The organism is Rudaea sp. 3F27F6, from assembly GCF_005503555.1.
Taxonomy (GTDB): domain Bacteria; phylum Pseudomonadota; class Gammaproteobacteria; order Xanthomonadales; family Rhodanobacteraceae; genus Rudaea.
Genome location: NZ_SCNG01000002.1, coordinates 102211 through 121392, shown reverse-complemented (window position 1 = coordinate 121392; position 19182 = coordinate 102211). Strand labels below are relative to the sequence as shown.

The window sequence follows — 19182 nt, the reverse complement described above, 5'->3', positions numbered from 1 at the left end:
GGCGAATCCTGCGAGAAAAATCATTTATGAACGGGATGCTGGCGGCAGAGCAGCTTCAAGTTCCGAGCGAGCTTGGCTCGGGATCGGCCATCGTGGTCAGGCCCTCGCCGGGCGTGTTTGCCCATTCGGAATGCTTTGATCTGAGGCGCGACTTCTCCGGCGAATTGCTCGGCCGCGATTGCCTGAAACTTCAGTTCCGCCTCGCCGGCTACGCTTCGTATACTTTTGGCGGAACGCGGCAGCTCGAACTGGTGCCGTTCGACGCGGCGATCGTTCTCGACGGCAGTACGGTCGAGAAGACCTACCGCGCCCGATCCGGCACGACCTCGGCGATCACCCTGGGCTGCGACGCCTCGTTTCTCGCCGACCGGCTCGACGGCATTTCCCACGATCTGCCGCGCGAAATCTATCAGTACCTGTCGACCGGCAAGATGGATTTTTACTGTGCCTCGCTGCCGATGACATTGTCGATGATTGCGGCGGTGCGCGCGCTGCTGAATTCGTCGCATCCGGCCTCGCTGCGCAAGGCGTACTTCGAAGCCAAGATCGTCGAGCTGCTTTGCGATCTGTTTGCGCAGATCCAGACTGAGCGTCACGACGATCGGGGTTCGGCGACGATCACCAAGCGTGCGCTGATGCAGATCGAATCCGTGCGCGAAAGAATCCATGTCGAGTACAGCAAGCCGCTGACCGTACCGGTTCTCGCGCACGACGTCGGCACCAACGAATCAAAGCTGTCGAAGCTGTTCAAGAAACACTACGGCACGACCGTCCACGACTATATCCGCACCGTGCGCTTGAATCGGGCCAAGGAACTGCTGTCGAGCCCCGATTACTCGGTCACCGACGTTTCTTTCCTCGTTGGCTACGAGCACTCGGCGAACTTCGCCACGGCATTCAAGCGGCATTTCGGTGTTTCGCCGCGCGATGCGCGGTCGCGGCGTTTCAGCGCCGGCACGCCGGAGCGCGTGCAAGGCTGAACGGGCCTGCGGAATTTCGTTTGCCGGTTTTGACCGGCCTGCTGTAGACGATCGTCAGCCGGTGCTTAGGCGATCGAATCTCGCCGCCTACTATTTCTCGGAGTCGGGAGTCTCGGTCGCGAATATGCGCGCGTCGGCGGAGACGTTCTGCTCTGTGCGCACTATATTTTGCGGTCGTAGTAGGTGTCGTCTTCAACAATGCGATCCTTATCGACCGTGTAGACGGATATCAGCCGGACCGAGATCGGCTTGTCCTGCGCGCCGCCGAGATGGCCGGCCAGAATAAATTGGGCATACACATGATTTCCCGCGCGCTCCACCGAGGTGAGGCGGTCCTGCGCATCGGGGATCGCGGCAAACAGTTTGCGATACGTGTCGGCGATCGGCCGGTTGCCGCTCAGGTCGGGATAGTCGGGCGAATGCAGCACGGCATTGCCGGCGTAAAGATGCTCGATGGCCTCGGCATCGTGCCGATTGAAGGCGGCGAATTTCTGCTGCACGGTATCCAGCGCGCCGTGGTCCACGGCTCTGGCAGGCGAAGCGGCGCTTCCGACCAGATAGAGCAAGCAGGCCAATGCGAGGGTTTTGTCTGTTTTCATTTGCGTTCTGAGCCTCGGTTTGCGTAGAAGATGGGCAGTAGGATCATCGCACCGGGATTTTCGCCATGATTGGAAAAAGCCGACAGCACGCAGACCCTAAGCCGAGCGCAAGCACGGCTAACGCGCTCGACGCGATCGGCCAGGGTTGCGGCGTGCTGCGCCATTCGCCGCCCCCGGGCCTGTACGAGCACGTGCGTCATGTGCCGCCCCAAGACCTTGCGCCGTGGATCGAGCATTTCTGGATCGAACGCTGGAGTTTCGCGGACGCCGTGCCGCAAATCCGCGAAGTGCTGCCGCACCCCGCCGTGCATTTGGTGTTCGCGCCGGGACGCTCGCGCATCTACGGCGTGCAGCAGGCGCGCTTCGTTCGCGAACTGCGCGGCTCCTGCTGCATTCTCGGGGCGAAATTCCATCCGGGCGCGTTTTTTCCATTCTTCGGACAGCCTGTCGGCTTGCTGGCCGATACGTCCATCCCCGCCATCGATGTTTTCGCCGGTGCTTCGCAGGCCGAAGCAGCGGTGCTCGGAGCGCGCGGCGATCGCGCCATGGTCGAGGCGGCCACGGCGTTTCTGCGCGATAAAATTCCGGCTCATGACTTCAAGGTGGAGCAGGCGCGGCATGCTGTGGCTGAAATCGTGCGTGATCCGGCGTTGGCTCGCGTGGGCGATCTGGCGCGGCGCCTGCACACGACGGAACGCGCTTTGCAGCGTCTGTTCTTCGGCTATGTCGGCGCGAGCCCGCGTTGGGTGATCAAGCGCTATCGCACGTACGAAGCACTCGAACGTCTGGCCGATGCGCGCGGGGCGGCGCTGAGCGATCTCGCACAGGAACTCGGTTACTTCGATCAGGCGCATTTCACCAACGACTTCAAACGGCTGACCGGTTATGCGCCTGCGCAATACGCCGAAGCAGGAACGCGCAAAGCGACGGCGCGCGGCGCGGGCCGCGTTTCGCGGCCATAACTGTCGCAGCGGTCGTTGTTCCGCACGGGTTGTCTTCCGACGAAAGTCTGCGTGCCGCGCCGATTCGGGCGCAGCACCGTCTGCTGATTTTGAGCGGGCCGCGAGAACGGCAATTTCCGCTGCCGGCATCCGCAGAGCCGCGCAAATCCGCGATAATTCTCAGCTCTGGCTCCTAACTCGAGCCCTGCCGCACCGGCGACGGTGTGGCGCAAAGGATGCGGACCGATGCTGCGATTGACCGATATCAAACTGCCGCTGGACCATGCCGAGCCGGCGCTGCGCGAGGCCGTGCTGGGCAAACTGGCGATCGCCGACGCGGAACTGCTGTCGCTGCAGATCGCCAAGCGCAGCTATGACGCGCGCAAACGCGGCGCGATCCTGCTTATCTATGCGCTCGACGTGAGCCTGCGCGACGAGGCCGCGGTGCTTGCGCGCTGCAAAGACGATGCGCACGTCGGTGTGGCGCCCGATACGCGTTATCGCATGGTCACCCAGGCGCCGGCAGCCCTGCCGCTGCGGCCGCTCGTGATCGGCTTCGGCCCGTGCGGATTGTTCGCCGCCCTGGTGCTCGCGCAGATGGGATTCCGGCCGATCGTGCTCGAACGCGGCAAAGCGGTGCGCGAACGCACGCGCGACACCTGGGATCTCTGGCGCAAGCGCAATCTGCACCCGGAGTCCAACGTGCAGTTCGGCGAAGGCGGCGCCGGCACGTTCTCGGACGGCAAGTTGTACAGCCAGATTCGCGATCCGCAGCATCACGGGCGCAAGGTGCTGTCCGAGTTCGCCAAGGCCGGTGCGCCCGAGGAAATTCTGTACGTCGCCAAGCCGCATATCGGCACGTTCCGCCTGGTCAGCATGATCGAGAACATGCGCAAGGAGATCGAGGCGCTCGGCGGCGAAATCCGCTTCGGCCAGCGCGTCGACGATATCCATGTCGAGGCCGCTGCCGACGGCAAGCGCCAAGTGCGCGGCGTGACCCTCGCCGACGGCAGCGAGATCCGCGCCGACCACGTCGTGCTCGCACTCGGCCACAGCGCGCGCGACACGTTCGAGATGCTGCATCGGCGCGGCGTGTTCGTCGAAGCGAAACCGTTCTCGATCGGGTTTCGCGTCGAGCATCCGCAATCGCTGATCGATCAGGCCCGCTTCGGCGCGCAGGCCGGCCATCCGATCCTCGGTGCCGCCGACTACCGGCTGGTGCACCACTGCGCGGGCAATCATGCCGGCCGCGGCCGCTCGGTCTACAGTTTCTGCATGTGCCCCGGCGGCACTGTCGTCGCGGCCACCTCGGAGCCGGGACGGGTGGTCACCAACGGCATGAGCCAATACTCGCGCAACGAACGCAATGCCAATGCGGCGATCGTTGTCGGCATCGAGCCCGCGGATTTCGCCGCGTTCGACGCCAGCGGCAGCCCGCTCGCCGGGATCGCGCTGCAGCGTGCGTTGGAAAGCCACGCCTACACTTTGGGCGGCCAGAACTACAACGCGCCCGCGCAGTTGGTCGGCGACTTCATCGCCGGCCGCGCCTCCAGCGAGCTGGGCGACGTGCAGCCCTCGTTCCAGCCGGGCGTGAGCCTGGGCAACCTCGACAGCGCCTTGCCAGACTATGCCGTTACGGCGATACGCGAGGCGCTGCCGGCGTTCGCGAGGCAACTGCGCGGTTTCGATCGGCACGACGCGGTACTGACCGGCGTGGAAACGCGCACCTCGTCGCCGATCCGCATCAAGCGCGACGAGAGCCTGCAAAGCCTCAATACCTGCGGGCTGTATCCGGCCGGCGAGGGCGCCGGTTATGCCGGCGGCATATTGTCGGCGGGCGTCGACGGCATTCGCGTGGCCGAGGCGGTGGCACTGAGCATCAGCGCCGGTCACGCCCGTGCAGGTGCGAAATCAGTCTGATGCCGACTGCACGAAAAAAGTGATCGTCGCTTGACCGGCCCTTCGGCTGTGGAAAACCGCCGTCGCGGCGATAGGGGCGCAGTCAAACGGTATCCGACTTGCTGCGGATTTCGCGGCGGATTTAACCGCCGCTCTCGCCGATCGCCTGTGCCGCCGCAGCCGCGCTCGCCCAGGCCCACTGGAAGTTGTAGCCGCCGAGCCATCCGGTGACGTCGACCACCTCGCCGATAAAATACAAGCCGGCAACCGCGGTGGCCTCCATCGTTTTCGATGAGAGGGCGCGCGTATCGACGCCGCCGCGCGTTACTTCCGCCTTGCGATAGCCTTCGCTGCCGTTCGGCGCGATGCGCCAGTCGTTGAGGCTTTGGCCGAGCTTGCGCAAGACGTGATCCGGCAGGTCGGGCAGTTTCTTGCCTGCGTGCAAACCATCGACTTGCGCGCCGAAATGATCGGCCAGGCGCTGCGGCAGATAGTCCGCAAGCACGTTGTGCAAGGCGCGTTTGTCCTGGGTTTTGCGTTCGATCAGCGCGGTGTCCAACGGTCCGGCATGGGCAAGATCGATGGCGATCGTTTGTCCGGGCTGCCAGTAGCTCGATATTTGCAGAATGCCCGGACCTGACAGGCCGCGATGGGTGAACAGCAAGTCTTCGGTGAACTCCGGCGTCTTGCTTTTGCCGCCCTCGCTGCGCGGCAGACGCACGACGACCTGCAGCGCCACGCCGGCCAATTTGGCAAAGGGCGCCCAAACTTCCGGCTCGAAAGTCAGCGGCACCAGGGCTGGGCGCGTCGCTACGATCGGGATATCGAATTGCTTGGCGATGCGATAGCCGAGATCGCTTGCACCGATTTTCGGGATCGACAGGCCGCCCGTGGCAACGACGAGATCCGTACAGTGCAAGGGGCCGTAGCTGGTATCCAGGGCGTAGCGTGCCTTGCCGAAGTCGCTGCGCCGCAGATGATTGAGCTTGACTGGATTGAGAATCTCCACGCCGCCGGCCGCGCATTCGCTATGCAGCATGCGCACGATTTGCTGGGCGGAGCTGTCGCAGAACAACTGCCCCTTGTGCTTCTCGTGCCAGCCGATGCCGTGGCTTTCGATCTGCTTGATGAAGTCCTGCGGCGTGTAGCGGGCGAGGGCGGAGCGGCAGTAGCCCGGATTTTCCGAAATGAAGTTTTCCGGCTTCGCATCGCGATTGGTGAAATTGCAGCGGCCGCCGCCCGAGATGCGGATCTTCTCGCCCAGCGTTGCGGCATGATCGAGCACGGCGACGCGCTTGCCGCTCTGCGCGATTTTCGCTGCGCAGAACATGCCGGCCGCGCCGGCCCCGAGGACGATCGCATCGTGGAAGGACTTGTGAAGAGTTGGATTCGAGGAAGCGGTCATGCAGACGAAGATAAGAGTTTTGCCGACGGCGAACACAAGTCCGCTCGCGTGCTTGAGGAAGTTCCGGGCACGTGTTTAGAACGTTTCGATAGCTCGGGCGGACGAGGCGCTAGTGCATGCATACATGTGGAACGAGAAAGAACGGAAACCGACCCTGACCTTGGCGATTGGGGGAATTTATAACGGCCGGGGACGCACAATGGCTGGCGCTTTCGGGCCTGTTCGGAGCGCCGGCTTTGCAACGTAGCATGACTTTATCGTACCGTTTTATGCCGCCCGGACTTGCATTTGGCGCGGTATACCATCAGTCTGTCGCACTGAAACGCGTCGATCACCTTTACCAACACTGCTATAGGAAAAACCATGGCTGCCAAAAAAGCTGCTAAGAAAGCTGCACCGAAGTCTGCCTCGAAGCCGGCCGCAAACAAGCCGATCAAGCAAGCCCTCAACAAGTCCGGCCTGGTCGAATACATCACCGGCGCGTCCGACGTCGTAGCGAAGGACGTTCGCGCTGTGCTGGCCGCCCTGGAAGGCGCCGTGGTCGGCTCGGTCAACAAGAACGGCGCACGCACGTTTACTCTGCCGGGCCTGTTCAAAGTCACGGTGGCCACGATTCCGGCCAAGCCCAAGCGCAAGGGCATCAACCCGTTCACCAAGCAGGAACAATGGTTCGCGGCGAAGCCGGCTTCGGTCAAGGTCAAAGTGCGTCCGTTGAAGAAGCTCAAAGACGCTGCCGCTTAATTTAGGACTGAAGACTGACGATGGCCAATATCGGCTCACTGCTGAAAGACGAAATTTCGCGGCTCAGCAGACGTGAAATTCGCAAGGCCATCGCGGCCATACAAAGAGCGTCGGCTGCGTACCGTCGCGACATTGCTGCGCTGAAACGTCAGGTGGCAGCGTTGCAGAAGAAGTCCGCCTCGTTCGAAAAACGGGCGGACCTCTCGGCCAAGGGCAAATCCACGGAGTTGCCCGATCGCCCGGTTCGCTTCGTGGCGAAGGGATTGCGCTCGTTGCGCTCGCGGCTCGGTTTGTCCGCGCCGCAACTGGCGCTGTTGCTCGGCGTCAGCGAGCAATCCGTTTACAACTGGGAAACCAAGAAGGCGACGCCGCGCAAGGAGCAACTGGCGGGAATCATTGCGTTGCGCGGTGTCGGCAAGCGCGAAGCCCACGAGCGTTTGGCCGCTGTCAAATCGGCGCAAGACGCGCAGGCGAAGAAGAAACGCGCGGCTTAGCGGAATCGGAGCTCGCGGCTGCGGATTGGGCCGCGTGGCGGTCCTGCCGGCGCCGTCGAACGAGATAGATTCGAGCTGGAAGAAATTTGCGATCTGCGCGAGAACAGTCCGCGCTGAGGTCAACCGAATAACGCGAGTCCTCCACGATGAAATGGATGATCTACGGCGCCAACGGTTACACCGGCGAACTCATTGCGCGTGAGGCTGCGCGGCGCGGACTCAAACCCGTACTGGCCGGTCGCAGCCGGGAAAAGATTGAATTGCTGGCGCGCGAACTCGGCCTCGAAGCTCGCGGCTTCGGTCTCGACGATGCCGTTGAGGCGTCCCGGCAGATCGAAGGCCAGTCCGTCATATTGAACTGTGCAGGTCCGTTTTCGGCGACGGCCGAGCCGATGATGCAGGCATGCCTGCAGGCTCGCGTGCACTATCTCGACATCACCGGCGAGATCGCGGTGTTCGAGTTGGTGCAGTCGTTGAACGAACGTGCGCGTGCCGCCGACGTCGTCCTCTGTCCCGGCGTCGGCTTCGATGTCATCCCGACTGACTGTGTCGCCGCGGCGCTGAAAGCCGCGCTGCCGGATGCGACGCATCTGGCCTTGGGATTCGATTCGCGCTCGGGAATGTCGCCCGGAACTGCGAAAACCTCGGTCGAAGGTCTGGCCCAGGGTGGCAAGGTGCGCCGCGACGGCAAGATCGTCAGCGTGCCGCTCGCGTTCAAGGTGCGTCGCATCGACTTCGGCGATGGCGAGAAGGACGCGATGACGATTCCGTGGGGCGATGTGTCGACCGCCTACTACAGCACCGGCATTGCGAACATCGAGGTATACATCCCCGGATCTCCGGCGATGATCGCCAACGCCAGGCGTGCCAATTGGCTGCGGCCGTTTTTACGGCTTTCGCTGGTGCAGAAGCTGATCAAAGCGCGTATTGCCAGAACAGTCAAAGGCCCCAGCGAGGAGAAGCGTGCGCGCATGCCCACCTTCGTCTGGGGTGAGGCAAGCAATGCGCGCGGCGAGAAGAAGGTCGCTCGCATTCGCACCGCCAACGGCTACAGCCTGACCGTCACCGGCTCGCTCGCAGTGATAGAGCATCTGATGAAAAACCGGCCTGCGGGCGGCGCCTACACGCCATCCAGGCTGGCCGGTGCGGACTTGGTCACGCGCCTGCCCGAATCCGGAGCGCTGCAAATCGTCTAGCTCCCGACCGCATTTCGCTGTGTTCGCAGCATGGACGGCGAATGCTCACCATCGCCCGAGTGTGATCTTCCGCTTCGCGGATTCGACACATCGATCGAACTGCACGTGTACAGGGCAATTTATGCGCCGGCAATAAGCCGCAGTCGTCGCGCCGCGCGCTCAGCGGGCACTTAGACGCTCCTCGAATCTCTTGCGGAAGCGCCTGCTCAGGCGCAATCGATCCTGCGAGTTCAAGACGACTTCGTAGTCTCCACTGTCTTGCAGCTCAAGCCCGCGGACTCTGCCGAGGTTGACGATGATCGATCGATGGATGCGCGCGAATTTTTCATCGCCGAGGTCGCGCTCGAGATCCGACAGCGTCCGCCGCAGGATGTGGGTGTCAGTGCCGACATGCAGGCAGGCGTAGTAGCCGGCCGCCTCGACCCAGTCGATGTCCGCCACATCGAGAAACAGCACCTGTCCGCGGCTTTTCACCACGAGCCGTTTCGCCTGGTGCGACTGCGGCGGCGAGTAATGCGCAATCTTGTCTTTGGCGCGATTCAAGGCGCGGCTGAAACGCGCGTCGTCGAACGGTTTCAGTAGATAGTCGAGCGCTCCGGCTTCAAAAGCACGGAGCGCATATTCTTCATAGGCGGTAACGAAGACGATCGCCGGCGGCAGATCGGCGCCGAGCAGCTCCAGTACGTCGAAGCCGCCGCATTCGGGCATCTGCACGTCGAGAAACATCAGGTCGTAGTTCGATTTCTGCATGGCCTCGATCGCCTCCAGGCCCGACGCGCATTCGACGATGGCGCCGATATCGGGGTCCCGGCGCAGAAGCACGCTGAGGTTGCGCCGCGCCAAGGATTCGTCATCGACGATCAGCGCGCGTATCGGCGAAGCGGGCAGGTCGGGAGACGTCATTCACGCCTCCATAAAGGGCAGGGTGACGACAACCTCCACACCGCCGGTCTCGACACGCCTGAGTTGCAGGCCGGACTCGCCGCCGTAGAGGATTTGCAATCGCGTGCGCAGATTGTCGAGGCCGATGCCGGTGTGCGTTGCCGGCGAGTCGGCAGCTGACGTCGGCGCGTCGTTGTAGACGCTGAGGAAAAGTTTGTCGTCACGGCGCATGCCGGCAACGCGCACGTTTCCTCCGGCAAGACGTTTGGCAATGCCGTGCTTGATCGCGTTTTCCACGAGCGGCTGCAACAGCAGATTCGGCACCCGCGCCTGCAACAGCTCCGCCGGGATATCGACGCTGATCTGAAGGCGTTCTTCGAAGCGGACTGTCTGGATGTCGAGATAGCGCTGCAGATATTCAACTTCCTCAGCCAGAGTCACTAACGCTCGGCTCGAATCCTCCGAGGCGCGGCGGAGAAACTCGCTGAGTCCGACGATCATGCTGACCGCTTGATCGCTGCGCTGATCGCGTACCAGGCCCGCGATGGAATTGAGCGTGTTGTAGAGGAAGTGCGGTTCGATCTGGCTGCGCAGCGCAGCAAGCTGCGCCTTGGAGAGTTCTTCGTTGAGTTGCGCCGTTTCGGATGCCTGACGCGCGATGCGCTCGCGTGCATCGACCAGATAAGTGGCCGTCAATATCAGCATGTAGGCGATAAGAAACGTGAGCGCTTGGAAGATCAGTGTCGTACTGAACGAGTTTACGAACGTCGGCCACTGCCGATTGCCCCACGGATTGAAGAGCACCTGGAGCGACGCGGACCATAGCTCGGTAATCACGCTGAGGCAGATGAAGACCGCCAGATGCACGGCAGCGCCGCGCAGGTTCACGGCGCGATTGAGCGGATAGCGCCGCGCCAGATCGACAATGAACGAAGTGGCGAGCGCCCACGGCAGCCAGGACACCAGCTCGGTGGCGAAGAGCGGCGGCCAAGGATGGTGGCGGCCTTCCGCGTGCATCACCAGCACGGTCTGGCTTGCGTCGAACAATCCGCCCGCGAGCCAGATCGCCGCGATCCAGCGCCAACGAGTGGGACGCATGCCGGTGTGGGTTTCGATCATGCCCGCCAGTCTATGCCAACGAACCGTCGCAGGATCACGGATGCAACGAGTAGCTGCCGGGCTGCAGTAAGCGGTTTGGGTGCGCCGGAATGCCGTACCTATACTGAATTCCGACACTTCCCGAGTGGAAGCGTGCAGAGCAAGACCGGGCTTCGCAGCGGACAAACCCAGAGCCGGGCAAAGGAACGTTCTCTCAATCGTTCAATTCTTATCCCATCCAACCTACCGGAGATACAGCAATGAAAACACTGGTCGCATCGATTCTATTTGCATGTGCATGCGTTGGACCGGCACTCGCCAATCCACCAATCACACCTGCCGAAGACGCGGCCGCGGTCGCTGCGCTGAAGCAACAAGCACAAGATCTGGGAGATGCCATGGTGGCAGCCGATATCGACAAGCTCAATCAGATCTTTGCGGACGATTGGGTTTCCGTCGGATCGTCCGGCAAGCTGGTCACCAAGGAGAGCGTGCTCAGCAATTTCAAGTCCGGCAACGACAAGCTCGAGGCGTTCGAGATCAACTCTATGAACGTGCAGGTATTCGGCAATGTCGCGACGATCCAAGGCAGCGTTACCGAAAAGAGGAGCCGCAACGGCAAAGAGGCGAGCGGCCAGTTCGTCTGGATGGACCTTGCCGAAAAGCGCGCCGGAAAATGGGTGGTGGTGCGCAGCCTGGGCAGCAAAGTGAAGTGAGCGCAGCGCGGTGATGTGGATCGGGCGAGCAGTGCACCGAGGCTGCTCGCCTTCGCGGTGAATGCGATTCGAGCACAACGAACTTCCGAAAGACATGGCCGCTTGCCGGGCTTGGCAAGTGGCCCAGGCACGAGGCGGCAGTTCGAATATCTTGCCCTTGCCATTCCAATAATGTTTGTTCCGGACCAATTCATCCAAGCCGGTCGTTGGCGAGGTCTAATGCGCCTTGCTGGCATGCAATCGTTATTTTCGGGAGTCGAAATGAATCTTCTCAGCACGCTGCTGATGGTCTTGATGTTGTCGACAACAATGCCTGCAGCAGCGATTGCCGATATGCCGGACAAACCGACTCGCGTCGCTGTGTATCGTGGGCCTGCTGCGTGCGAAACCTGTCCGGAGGCCGCAAAACGCGCTGTCGAAAATTCAGGCAGGCGCTATCAGGTCGACTTTGTCGGTCCGGACGAACCCGTGGATGTTTCGAATGCGAGTCTGGCTCGCTACGACATCTACGTGCAGCCGGGCGGTGGTCAAGACATCCAGGGAGCGCTGGACAGCCTGGGCGATAACCGAGTAGACGCCATCCGACGTTTTGTCGAGCGCGGCGGCCGCTATGTCGGTTTGTGCATGGGAGCCTATCTCGCCGACGCATCCGGAATCGGCCTTGTCGCCCAGGAGCTCGACTCCGAAGTCGGGCGCCCGGGATTTCCGATCAAGACGATCGAGGATGCAGCCATTTCCGTTCGCTGGGCAGACAAGAAAGACAAGGTCTTTTACCAGGATGGTCCCTACTTGCAGCCGCAACCGCTCGATAAACGCTTCCGCGCGATTGCCATCTACGAAAACGGAGATCTGGCTGCTGCGCGCTATTCCTTCGGCAAGGGCATTGTGGTCTTGAGCGGCCCGCACCCGGAAGCGGAGAAATCGTGGTTCGAGGACGCGGATATTCCGTTGGAAACGATGCCGCGGAAAAATCTTTTCAAGGATCTTCTCGATCAACTGGAACTTTGATCCGGAAGTTCTCTCGCCAGATCGATGCATGATGCGCAAGCGAGATCGGCGTGCGGCAGCTCCGATGAATTTCGATCGCCATCCAGCGCCGCCGAAGCGCCGCATCCAATCTGGCGGCTCCAAGTCCCCGTCGCTCAACCTTGCCGCATCGCCTGCCGGCGTGGAATTGCACCGAGATATTTTATCTTTTCAATAATGCTTCCACGGCGGAAAAAGATGCTTCGTCGTTGCGCAGCCGGATTGGATAAAACGCGCCGAATTTACATTTTTAATAAAGTAAGCGCGATGAATATCTCAGATTACCGGCTACGTTTGATTTAGATTTGCCGCGCATAGCTGTGCTGGAAACGAAGCATCCGCGGTAACTGATGTGCGGCATTGCCGAGAGCGAATGATTTTTCTTTCGCATCGGTTGTAAGGGGGCTTTTCGGGAAAAATTTATCGGGCTATTCGCAGCCCGAGGGCCTCTGTCGCTCCGTTTTTCGCTGAAAGGAATTCGACATGGCTTTCCGCGATTCCTCGCTACCCAAACTGTATGCGCAGGGCAGGGCGAACCGATTTTGCTCAAGCCTTGCGGATGCGCATTTGTTTACCGATTGCGCGCCGGTGCCGGACGGGCGCGTGGAGGGTTATTCCGCATCTCTGTGCAAGCCGATCGCAACACAGCTTCCAAGCATTTACACATTCGTCCATTCAGACATTTCAGGGGGAATTGCAATGACTATGACGATTTCGCGACCGCGGCCGATCCTGCTGTCGGCGATCAAACGCTGCATCGTGGCTTGCTCCGTCGGTTTCGCGCTGTCTACGGCCATGGCCGCCGACGCACCCGATGCGTCCGACGCGCGTGAGCTGCACAATCCGCCCGTGCTGCTGCGCTCGGATCTTCGCCTCGCGGCGACCGCATTGCCGCGCGGCGAAGCGCCGCGCGAGGTGGCGCTCGACCTCGACATCGCCTACACCGACAACAAACTTTTCAATCCCGCCTCGGGGCTGTGGGACAAGGTGCACCTGCGTAGTTATACCGGCCGCGGCGTCGATCCGAACGCGCCGTTCGTCGCGCCGACGATCGAGGTCACGCCGGGCGAAACGGTGCGCATCTCGCTGCACAACAAGCTGCCCGCCGACCCCGATTGCACCAACGGCCACCTGCCGGTGAACACGCCGCATTGCTTCAACGGCACCAACCTGCATTCGCACGGCCTGTGGGTGTCGCCGACCGGCAACAGCGACAACGTGCTGCTGTCGATCAATCCCGGCGTGAGCTTCCAGTACGAATACAACATCCCCGCGGATCATCCTTCGGGCACGTTCTGGTATCACACCCACCGCCACGGTTCGACGGCGCTGCAAGTGTCGAGCGGCATGGGCGGCGCGCTGATCGTGCGCGGCGATCGCAAACCGGACGTCGGCCACCAGGGCGACCTCGACACCTTGCTGCGCACGCCGTCCGGCGATCCGTTCGCCGAGCGCATCCTGGTCATGCAGCAGATTCAGTACGCCTGCGTCGGCGCCGACGGCAAACTCAAATACAAGGACGGCAAGATCGACTGGACCTGCAATCCGGGCGAAACCGGCGTGATCGAATCCTACGATCAGCTCAGTTCGACATCCTGGAGCGACTCCGGCCACTACACCAGCATCAATGGCGTGGTGCTGCCGACGTTCACGGCGCGTAGCGGCACGCTCGAGCGCTGGCGCCTGATCCATGCCGGCGTGCGCGACACGATCTCGTTCCAACTGCGCCGCATGAGCGGCAATCTGAAGTCGCTCGCCCAACTCAAGGTCAAGCCGGAAGATCAGCAAAAGTTCGCCGACCAGGTGTGCTCGGGTCCCGTCGTGCCGCAATTCGTCGTCGCTTCCGACGGGTTGACGATGAAGCACGCGCAGAAGCGCAATCTGACCACGCTGCAACCGGCCTACCGCGATGACCTGCTCGTCGCGTTTCCGGAGCCGGGACGCTACTGCGTGGTCAACGCTTCCGCGCCGGCGTCCGGCAGCGTGACGCAGGCCGCGACGGGACGCCAGGTCATCGGCTTCGTCGACGTGGCGCCGGGCGACAAGGTGCCCGACATCGAGCGCTTCATCGTCGATACGCTGGTCAAGTCCGCGCAGGCGAACATGCCGGCTTCGGTGCAGTCGCAGATCGTCGCCGATCTGCGCAACAAGCTGAGCCTGAGCAAATTCGTGCCGCATCCCGACATCACCGACGACGAAGTGAAGGGCAACATGCAACACCTCGTGTTCTACATCGATACGAGCAAGCCGAAGACGACGTTCGAAATCGGCACGGACCAGAGCGATCTCGAACCGTACGATCCGAAGCGCATCGACCGCGTGCTCAAGCTCGGCGATGCGCAGACGTGGCAACTGGAGTCGCACCGCGCCGGGCATCCGTTCCATATCCACGTCAATCCGTTCCAGATCGAAAAGATCATCGACCCGAACGGAAAGGACGTCAGTCTGCCCGATGCGGTCGACAATCCCGACGGAAAAGGAGTGGACCCGCAGTATGCGGGCTTGAAAGGCGTATGGAAGGACACGCTCTGGGCGAAGGGCCCGCTCCCGGGTACCACCCCTCCGAAGGGCGTTTATCGCGTCTACATACGCACGCGCTACGAACGCTACATCGGCGACTTCGTCCTGCATTGCCACATCCTCGATCACGAGGATCAGGGCATGATGCAGAACGTCAGCATCCGCCTGCCGGACGGCGCCGGCGGCGTGAGCACAGGCCATCACTGAGCGCGGCGTCGCGCGAGGACGTTAGCGGGAGCATCGCGGGAATGGCGGCGTAAACACGCTGTCCGCGATCCTCCCGGCCCGCGCCGGCGTAGACCCGTCGTCTCGCTGTTTTGATGTTCGCATTGGCGTACGGCATTGCATCGCCATTCCCAGGATTTCCGAGATATCCGCAATCGAGGAGCTACGTATGAGCGACGAACCTATCCCCACCACGCGGCGCAAATTTCTCGAAATGGTCGGCATCGCCGGCGGCGCGGCGGCCGTCTACGAAACCATGGTCGCCATGGGACTGTTGACCGTGCCCGAGGCCTACGCGGGGCCGCCGGACCTGAGCGGCAATCCGGGTCAGGGCAAGCGCGTGATCGTGCTCGGCGCCGGCATCGCCGGACTGACCGCGGCATGGCGCCTGAAACAACTGGGTTACGCCGTTGCGGTATTCGAGGCGCTGGACCGCTATGGCGGGCGCAACTTCACCGTCAATACCAACCCCAGGGAACGGCGCAACGTCATCTATCAGGAAGGTCTGCCTGCGCAGGCGTGCAAGTTCACGGGCGATCCCGACAAGCAATACTTCGAAGCGGGCTGCGGCCGCATACCGTATCACCACGTCGCGCTTCTGGAACTGTGCCAGCAACTTGGCGTCGCGCTGGAGCCTTACGTCATGGAGACGCGTGCAAACCGTTTTCAGACCGACGCCGCGTTCGAAAAGCAGGCGGTCGCCAATCGCCGCGTCGCCAACGACACGCGCGGCTATATCGCCGAGCTGCTCGCGAAGGCAGTCAATACCAAGTGCCTCGACGATCGGCTTTCTCCCGCAGACCGCGAGAAGCTGCTGAGCCTGCTCAGCACCTTCGGCGACATCAGCGCGAATTCCAATCCGCCCTACAAGTACAACGGCTCGACGCGCAGCGGCTACATCCGCGATCCCGGCGTGGTCGATCCGGGTGTGCAACCGCCGCCGTTGAAACTCGACGCATTGTTGAATTCGGAATTCTGGAAACACCGCTTCTACCAGCCGGAGGACTATCTCTGGCAGGCTACGCTGTTCCATCCGGTCGGCGGCATGCGCCGCATCGTCGATGCGCTCGTGCGTGAGGTCGGTGAGCCGAATATCCGCCGCGGCATACCTGCCGTGCGCATCACCAATGGCAACGACGGCATCACGGTCGGCTTCGCCGACGGCAGCAGCATCAAGGGCGACTACTGCGTCAGCACAATCCCGTTGCCGCACCTCAGCAAAGTGCTGGCGAAGGAAACGTTCGAGGCGGACTTCCTCAAGGCCGTGGGCGCCGTCGAATTCGCGCCGACCTGCAAAATCGGCTGGCAGGCCAGTTCGCGCTTTTGGGAAGTGTTGAAGAATGCTGACGGCAGCAACGGCCCGCAGATTTTCGGCGGCATCAGCTGGATCGATCACCCGATCACGCAGATGTGGTATCCCTCGGCGGACTACTTCGCCAAAGGGCCGGCGGTCCTGACCGGCGCATACAACTACGACGCGCCCGGCAAACCCGTTGCGACCGACTTCGGCAAACTGCCGCTGGACCGCCGATTGGAAGTGGGTCTGCAGGGCGGCGAACGACTGCATGCGGAATTCCGCAGCTTCGTGCCCGCCGCGACCGGCCTGTCGATCGCCTGGCAAAGCGTGCCGTACATCGGCGGCGGCTGGGCCGAGTGGAAACGCGACGACCCGCAGCATATCGCTGCGTACAAGCGTCTGTTGCGCGCGGATCGGCGTTTCGTCGTCAGCGGCGATCAAGTGTCCTATCTTCCGGGCTGGATGGAGGGCGCGGTGCTCTCTGCCTATCACGTGGTCGGCCTGATCACCGGTCGCGGCAAGCTCGCCGCGCCGGCGGCGGAACCGACGACGGCGCCGGATTCGGCGGCGGTGACGGGAGCGGGATAAGGCGGGCAGGCTGATCTCGGTCAGAGTGCGCGCAGTCCACAGCGGCTGCTGTTCTAGGTAGAGATGTTTCGCCAGTTAATGTCGCGAGCAGTCGGGCATGAAGCGGAGTCGGATTTTCGATCGACTTCGCTTCGCCCTGGCTTGAGGCGGACGTGATAAAGATTGGGCGCCGCCAGGGCGCACCAAAGCCGTCTGCCTGAGCGAAGTGACGAAGAGTGGTTTCGTCGGCAGGCCCGGCTCCGGGCTCAAGCTCGCAGCAATGGCCTGGAACTGCCGTTTTCGATCGATTCAAAGAGCACAAAACAGATGCGGTAGACTGCCGTCTCGTTTTTACTTCGCTGATTCCCTTTGCGCCTGCTCGTCGTTGAAGACTCCCTGATCCTGCGTGAAAACCTCGTGCTCGGTTTGCGCGATGCCGGCTACGCGGTCGACGCCGCAGCCGACGGTGAAGAAGGACTGTGGGCGGCCAGCGAAGTCGACTACGATCTTTTGATCGTCGACGCGCTGCTGCCGAAGCGGCATGGCTTCGACTTGATCCGCGAGGTGCGGGCGCGCGGGCGGCCTGCGACGATCCTCGTGCTGACTGCGCTCGGCGCGATGATGGACCGCATCACCGCATTGGATCTCGGCGCCGACGACTACCTGGTCAAACCGTTCGACTTCGACGAGTTGCTTGCACGCGTACGCGCGCTCGTGCGCCGGCGCTATGCCCAACCGGCCAGCACGATCGCCGTCGGCAGCCTCAGTATCGACACCTCGACCAAGCAGGTCCGGCGCGACGGCGTCGACATTGCGCTGCGGCCGCGCGAATACGCTTTGCTCGAGTATCTCGCGCGGCGCCGTGGAGAAGTAGTCAGTCCGCGCGATATCGAAGAGCATCTGTACGACGACGGCGCGGAGCTATCGAGCAACGCGGTCGAAGCCGCGGTTTCGTTGTTGCGCAAAGCGATCGACCGGCGCGGAGAGCAGTCTCTGATTCTTACGCGTCGCGGTCTCGGCTACATGCTGCGCGCGGAATGACGACGCTTCGCGCCAAGGTCACGCGCGACGTGGCGCTCGGCGTCGGCTTGTGCGCGGCACTCGGGCTTGTCGTGCTGTATCTGATTCTGCGCGCGATGTTTCTCGCCCACTTCGATGACGAAGTGCGCGAGGACCTGCGCAGCATTGCGAACGTCACCAATGTCTCGCTCGACGGCAAGATCGGCGTCTACTGGAATACCGACGTGCTCACCGACTTCGGTATGCACGGCGACAAGCTCTTCATCGTGCTGAACCGCGAGGCGAACGACACGATCGAAGTGTCGCCGCTGCTCGAAGGCAGCGACTGGCGTCCGTCATTCGCGCATCCGCGCGGCCGGCCGGTCTTGCTCGACCACACGCTTGCCGACGGGCGCCGGTTCCGTCTCGCCGGCCAGCGCATGGATGCCCAGTGGGGCTGGGACGAAAACACGCCCACGCCGGCGGGATTCAAAGACGTCGAAGTCGTGGTGATTGCCGGGCGTGACGCCGCGCCTCTCGATACGGCGCTACAACATCTGGCGACATTGTTTGTGACGGTCGGCCTCGCGTTCACCTTGCTCGCCGGCCTGGTTGCGTACTGGGCGGCGCGCCGCGGCGTTGCGCCGCTGTCGCGGCTGACTGCGGATCTCGAAGTGAGCCCGATCGAACAGCGCACGCGCGAGTTCGACACCTCAGGACCGACCGAAGTGGGCCTCGTCGCCGGCGCCTTGAACCGCCAGGTCGGGCGTATCCAGATGGCCTTGGCCCGCGAGCGCCGTTTCCTCGCCGACGCGGCGCACGAGCTCAACACACCGCTTGCGGAAATGCGCACGGTCAACGACGTGGCGCTGCTGCGCCCGGACGACCTGCCTCGATTGCAACACGCCGCCGAGGTCACGCGCGAAGTCGCCCTGCGCCTGGGCGATACATTGCGCGCCTTGTTCGCGTTGTCGCGCGGTGAAAGCGGCCGCGAACTGCCGCAATGGATCGAGCTTGCTTCGCTGTTCGATGAATTGTGGGCCGCGGCCAGCGCACGTTATCCGCAGCGCAATCTGCGTTTTGTATACGACGTCGATGCGACGTGCTATGCGCCGCCACTCCTGCTGCGCGGGCTGCTCAAGAACCTCGTCGATAACGCCGCCGCTTACGCACCGCCCGGCAGCGAAGTGCGCGCCGCTTCGCGCGAGGACGCGCGGGTGACGACGATCACGATCGAAAATTCCGCGCCGGAACTTGGCGCCGAAGATGTCGTGCAGATGTTCGAGCCGTTCTGGCGCAAGGACAGCGCGCGCACCGCACGCGATCATGCGGGGCTCGGTCTCGCTCTCGCGCGGAGCTATGCCGATGCGATGAACGTCGAGCTTGAAGCGCTACTCGATGCGGAACAAGTGCTGCGCTTCACCATGCGCTTGCCGCATCCCTGAGGCATCGACGCAGCGGTATCCGTCGCGCGCCGCCAATGCCGGCGTGTCTGACTGGTCGCTCGATAAGAATAAGCGTTGCATGTCCGCGCGCTCGCCATTGAACGCCGCTCCGATAGGGTGCGCATAAGCTTCAAGTAAGCCTTCGCTTAGTA

General features: G+C 62.4%; 16 protein-coding genes. 12 read left to right on the top strand and 4 right to left on the bottom strand.

Annotation, left to right across the window (positions count from 1 at the left end):
• The first annotated feature begins 26 nt into the window (after positions 1-26).
• Positions 27-980 (top strand): AraC family transcriptional regulator, encoded by a 954-nt coding sequence (locus FFS30_RS08450; RefSeq protein WP_171014510.1) that lies wholly within the window; start codon positions 27-29, stop codon positions 978-980.
• 161 nt (positions 981-1141) lie between these two features.
• Here the strand turns inward: FFS30_RS08450 and FFS30_RS08445 are convergent, their stop codons facing one another.
• A complete protein-coding gene (locus FFS30_RS08445; RefSeq protein WP_171014509.1) occupies positions 1142-1546 on the bottom strand; it encodes a nuclear transport factor 2 family protein in 405 nt (134 codons plus the stop codon).
• A 98-nt stretch (positions 1547-1644) separates the two neighbouring features.
• On the opposite strand from FFS30_RS08445, the gene FFS30_RS08440 reads away from it, so the two are divergent.
• On the top strand, positions 1645-2541 hold the full coding sequence (locus tag FFS30_RS08440; RefSeq protein ID WP_137912709.1) for a helix-turn-helix domain-containing protein: 897 nt from the start codon (positions 1645-1647) through the stop codon (positions 2539-2541).
• Positions 2542-2766: 225 nt separating this feature from the next.
• Entirely contained in the window at positions 2767-4440 is a 1674-nt protein-coding gene (locus FFS30_RS08435; RefSeq protein ID WP_137912708.1) for an NAD(P)/FAD-dependent oxidoreductase, read from the top strand.
• Between the two features lie 121 nt (positions 4441-4561).
• Here FFS30_RS08435 and FFS30_RS08430 read toward each other — a convergent pair whose 3' ends face one another.
• Positions 4562-5824: an NAD(P)/FAD-dependent oxidoreductase gene (locus tag FFS30_RS08430; RefSeq protein WP_137912707.1), complete on the bottom strand. Its 1263-nt coding sequence runs from the start codon at positions 5822-5824 to the stop codon at positions 4562-4564.
• A gap of 363 nt (positions 5825-6187) precedes the next feature.
• Here FFS30_RS08430 and FFS30_RS08425 point away from each other — a divergent pair, with 363 nt between their 5' ends.
• The 3 genes from FFS30_RS08425 to FFS30_RS08415 all read left to right on the top strand — a co-directional run bounded on the left by FFS30_RS08425 (position 6188) and on the right by FFS30_RS08415 (position 8255).
• On the top strand, positions 6188-6565 hold the full coding sequence (locus tag FFS30_RS08425; protein WP_137912706.1) for an HU family DNA-binding protein: 378 nt from the start codon (positions 6188-6190) through the stop codon (positions 6563-6565).
• A 20-nt stretch (positions 6566-6585) separates the two neighbouring features.
• Positions 6586-7059: a helix-turn-helix transcriptional regulator gene (locus FFS30_RS08420; protein ID WP_137912705.1), complete on the top strand. Its 474-nt coding sequence runs from the start codon at positions 6586-6588 to the stop codon at positions 7057-7059.
• Positions 7060-7205: 146 nt separating this feature from the next.
• Positions 7206-8255, top strand: a complete 1050-nt coding sequence (locus FFS30_RS08415; RefSeq protein ID WP_212742437.1) for a saccharopine dehydrogenase NADP-binding domain-containing protein — start codon at positions 7206-7208, stop codon at positions 8253-8255.
• Between the two features lie 159 nt (positions 8256-8414).
• Here the strand turns inward: FFS30_RS08415 and FFS30_RS08410 are convergent, their stop codons facing one another.
• Entirely contained in the window at positions 8415-9158 is a 744-nt protein-coding gene (locus tag FFS30_RS08410) for a LytTR family DNA-binding domain-containing protein (protein ID WP_137912704.1), read from the bottom strand.
• Positions 9159-10373, bottom strand: a complete 1215-nt coding sequence (locus tag FFS30_RS08405) for a histidine kinase (RefSeq protein ID WP_212742435.1) — start codon at positions 10371-10373, stop codon at positions 9159-9161.
• Positions 10374-10495: 122 nt separating this feature from the next.
• Here FFS30_RS08405 and FFS30_RS08400 point away from each other — a divergent pair, with 122 nt between their 5' ends.
• From FFS30_RS08400 to FFS30_RS08375, 6 genes are all read left to right on the top strand, one after another.
• Positions 10496-10951: a nuclear transport factor 2 family protein gene (locus FFS30_RS08400; RefSeq protein WP_137912703.1), complete on the top strand. Its 456-nt coding sequence runs from the start codon at positions 10496-10498 to the stop codon at positions 10949-10951.
• Positions 10952-11212: 261 nt separating this feature from the next.
• Positions 11213-11959 (top strand): BPL-N domain-containing protein, encoded by a 747-nt coding sequence (locus FFS30_RS08395; protein WP_137912702.1) that lies wholly within the window; start codon positions 11213-11215, stop codon positions 11957-11959.
• A gap of 717 nt (positions 11960-12676) precedes the next feature.
• Positions 12677-14704 carry a multicopper oxidase family protein gene (locus FFS30_RS08390; protein WP_212742434.1) on the top strand — a complete coding sequence of 676 codons (2028 nt, stop codon included), beginning with the start codon at positions 12677-12679 and terminating at the stop codon, positions 14702-14704.
• Positions 14705-14891: 187 nt separating this feature from the next.
• Entirely contained in the window at positions 14892-16607 is a 1716-nt protein-coding gene (locus FFS30_RS08385; RefSeq protein WP_137912701.1) for an FAD-dependent oxidoreductase, read from the top strand.
• Positions 16608-16955: 348 nt separating this feature from the next.
• Complete coding sequence (locus tag FFS30_RS08380) at positions 16956-17627, top strand: response regulator transcription factor (RefSeq protein WP_137912700.1); 672 nt, start codon at positions 16956-16958, stop codon at positions 17625-17627.
• A complete protein-coding gene (locus tag FFS30_RS08375; RefSeq protein WP_137912699.1) occupies positions 17624-19030 on the top strand; it encodes an ATP-binding protein in 1407 nt (468 codons plus the stop codon). The genes FFS30_RS08380 and FFS30_RS08375 overlap by 4 nt, the downstream gene beginning before the upstream one ends.
• Positions 19031-19182: the final 152 nt, after the last annotated feature.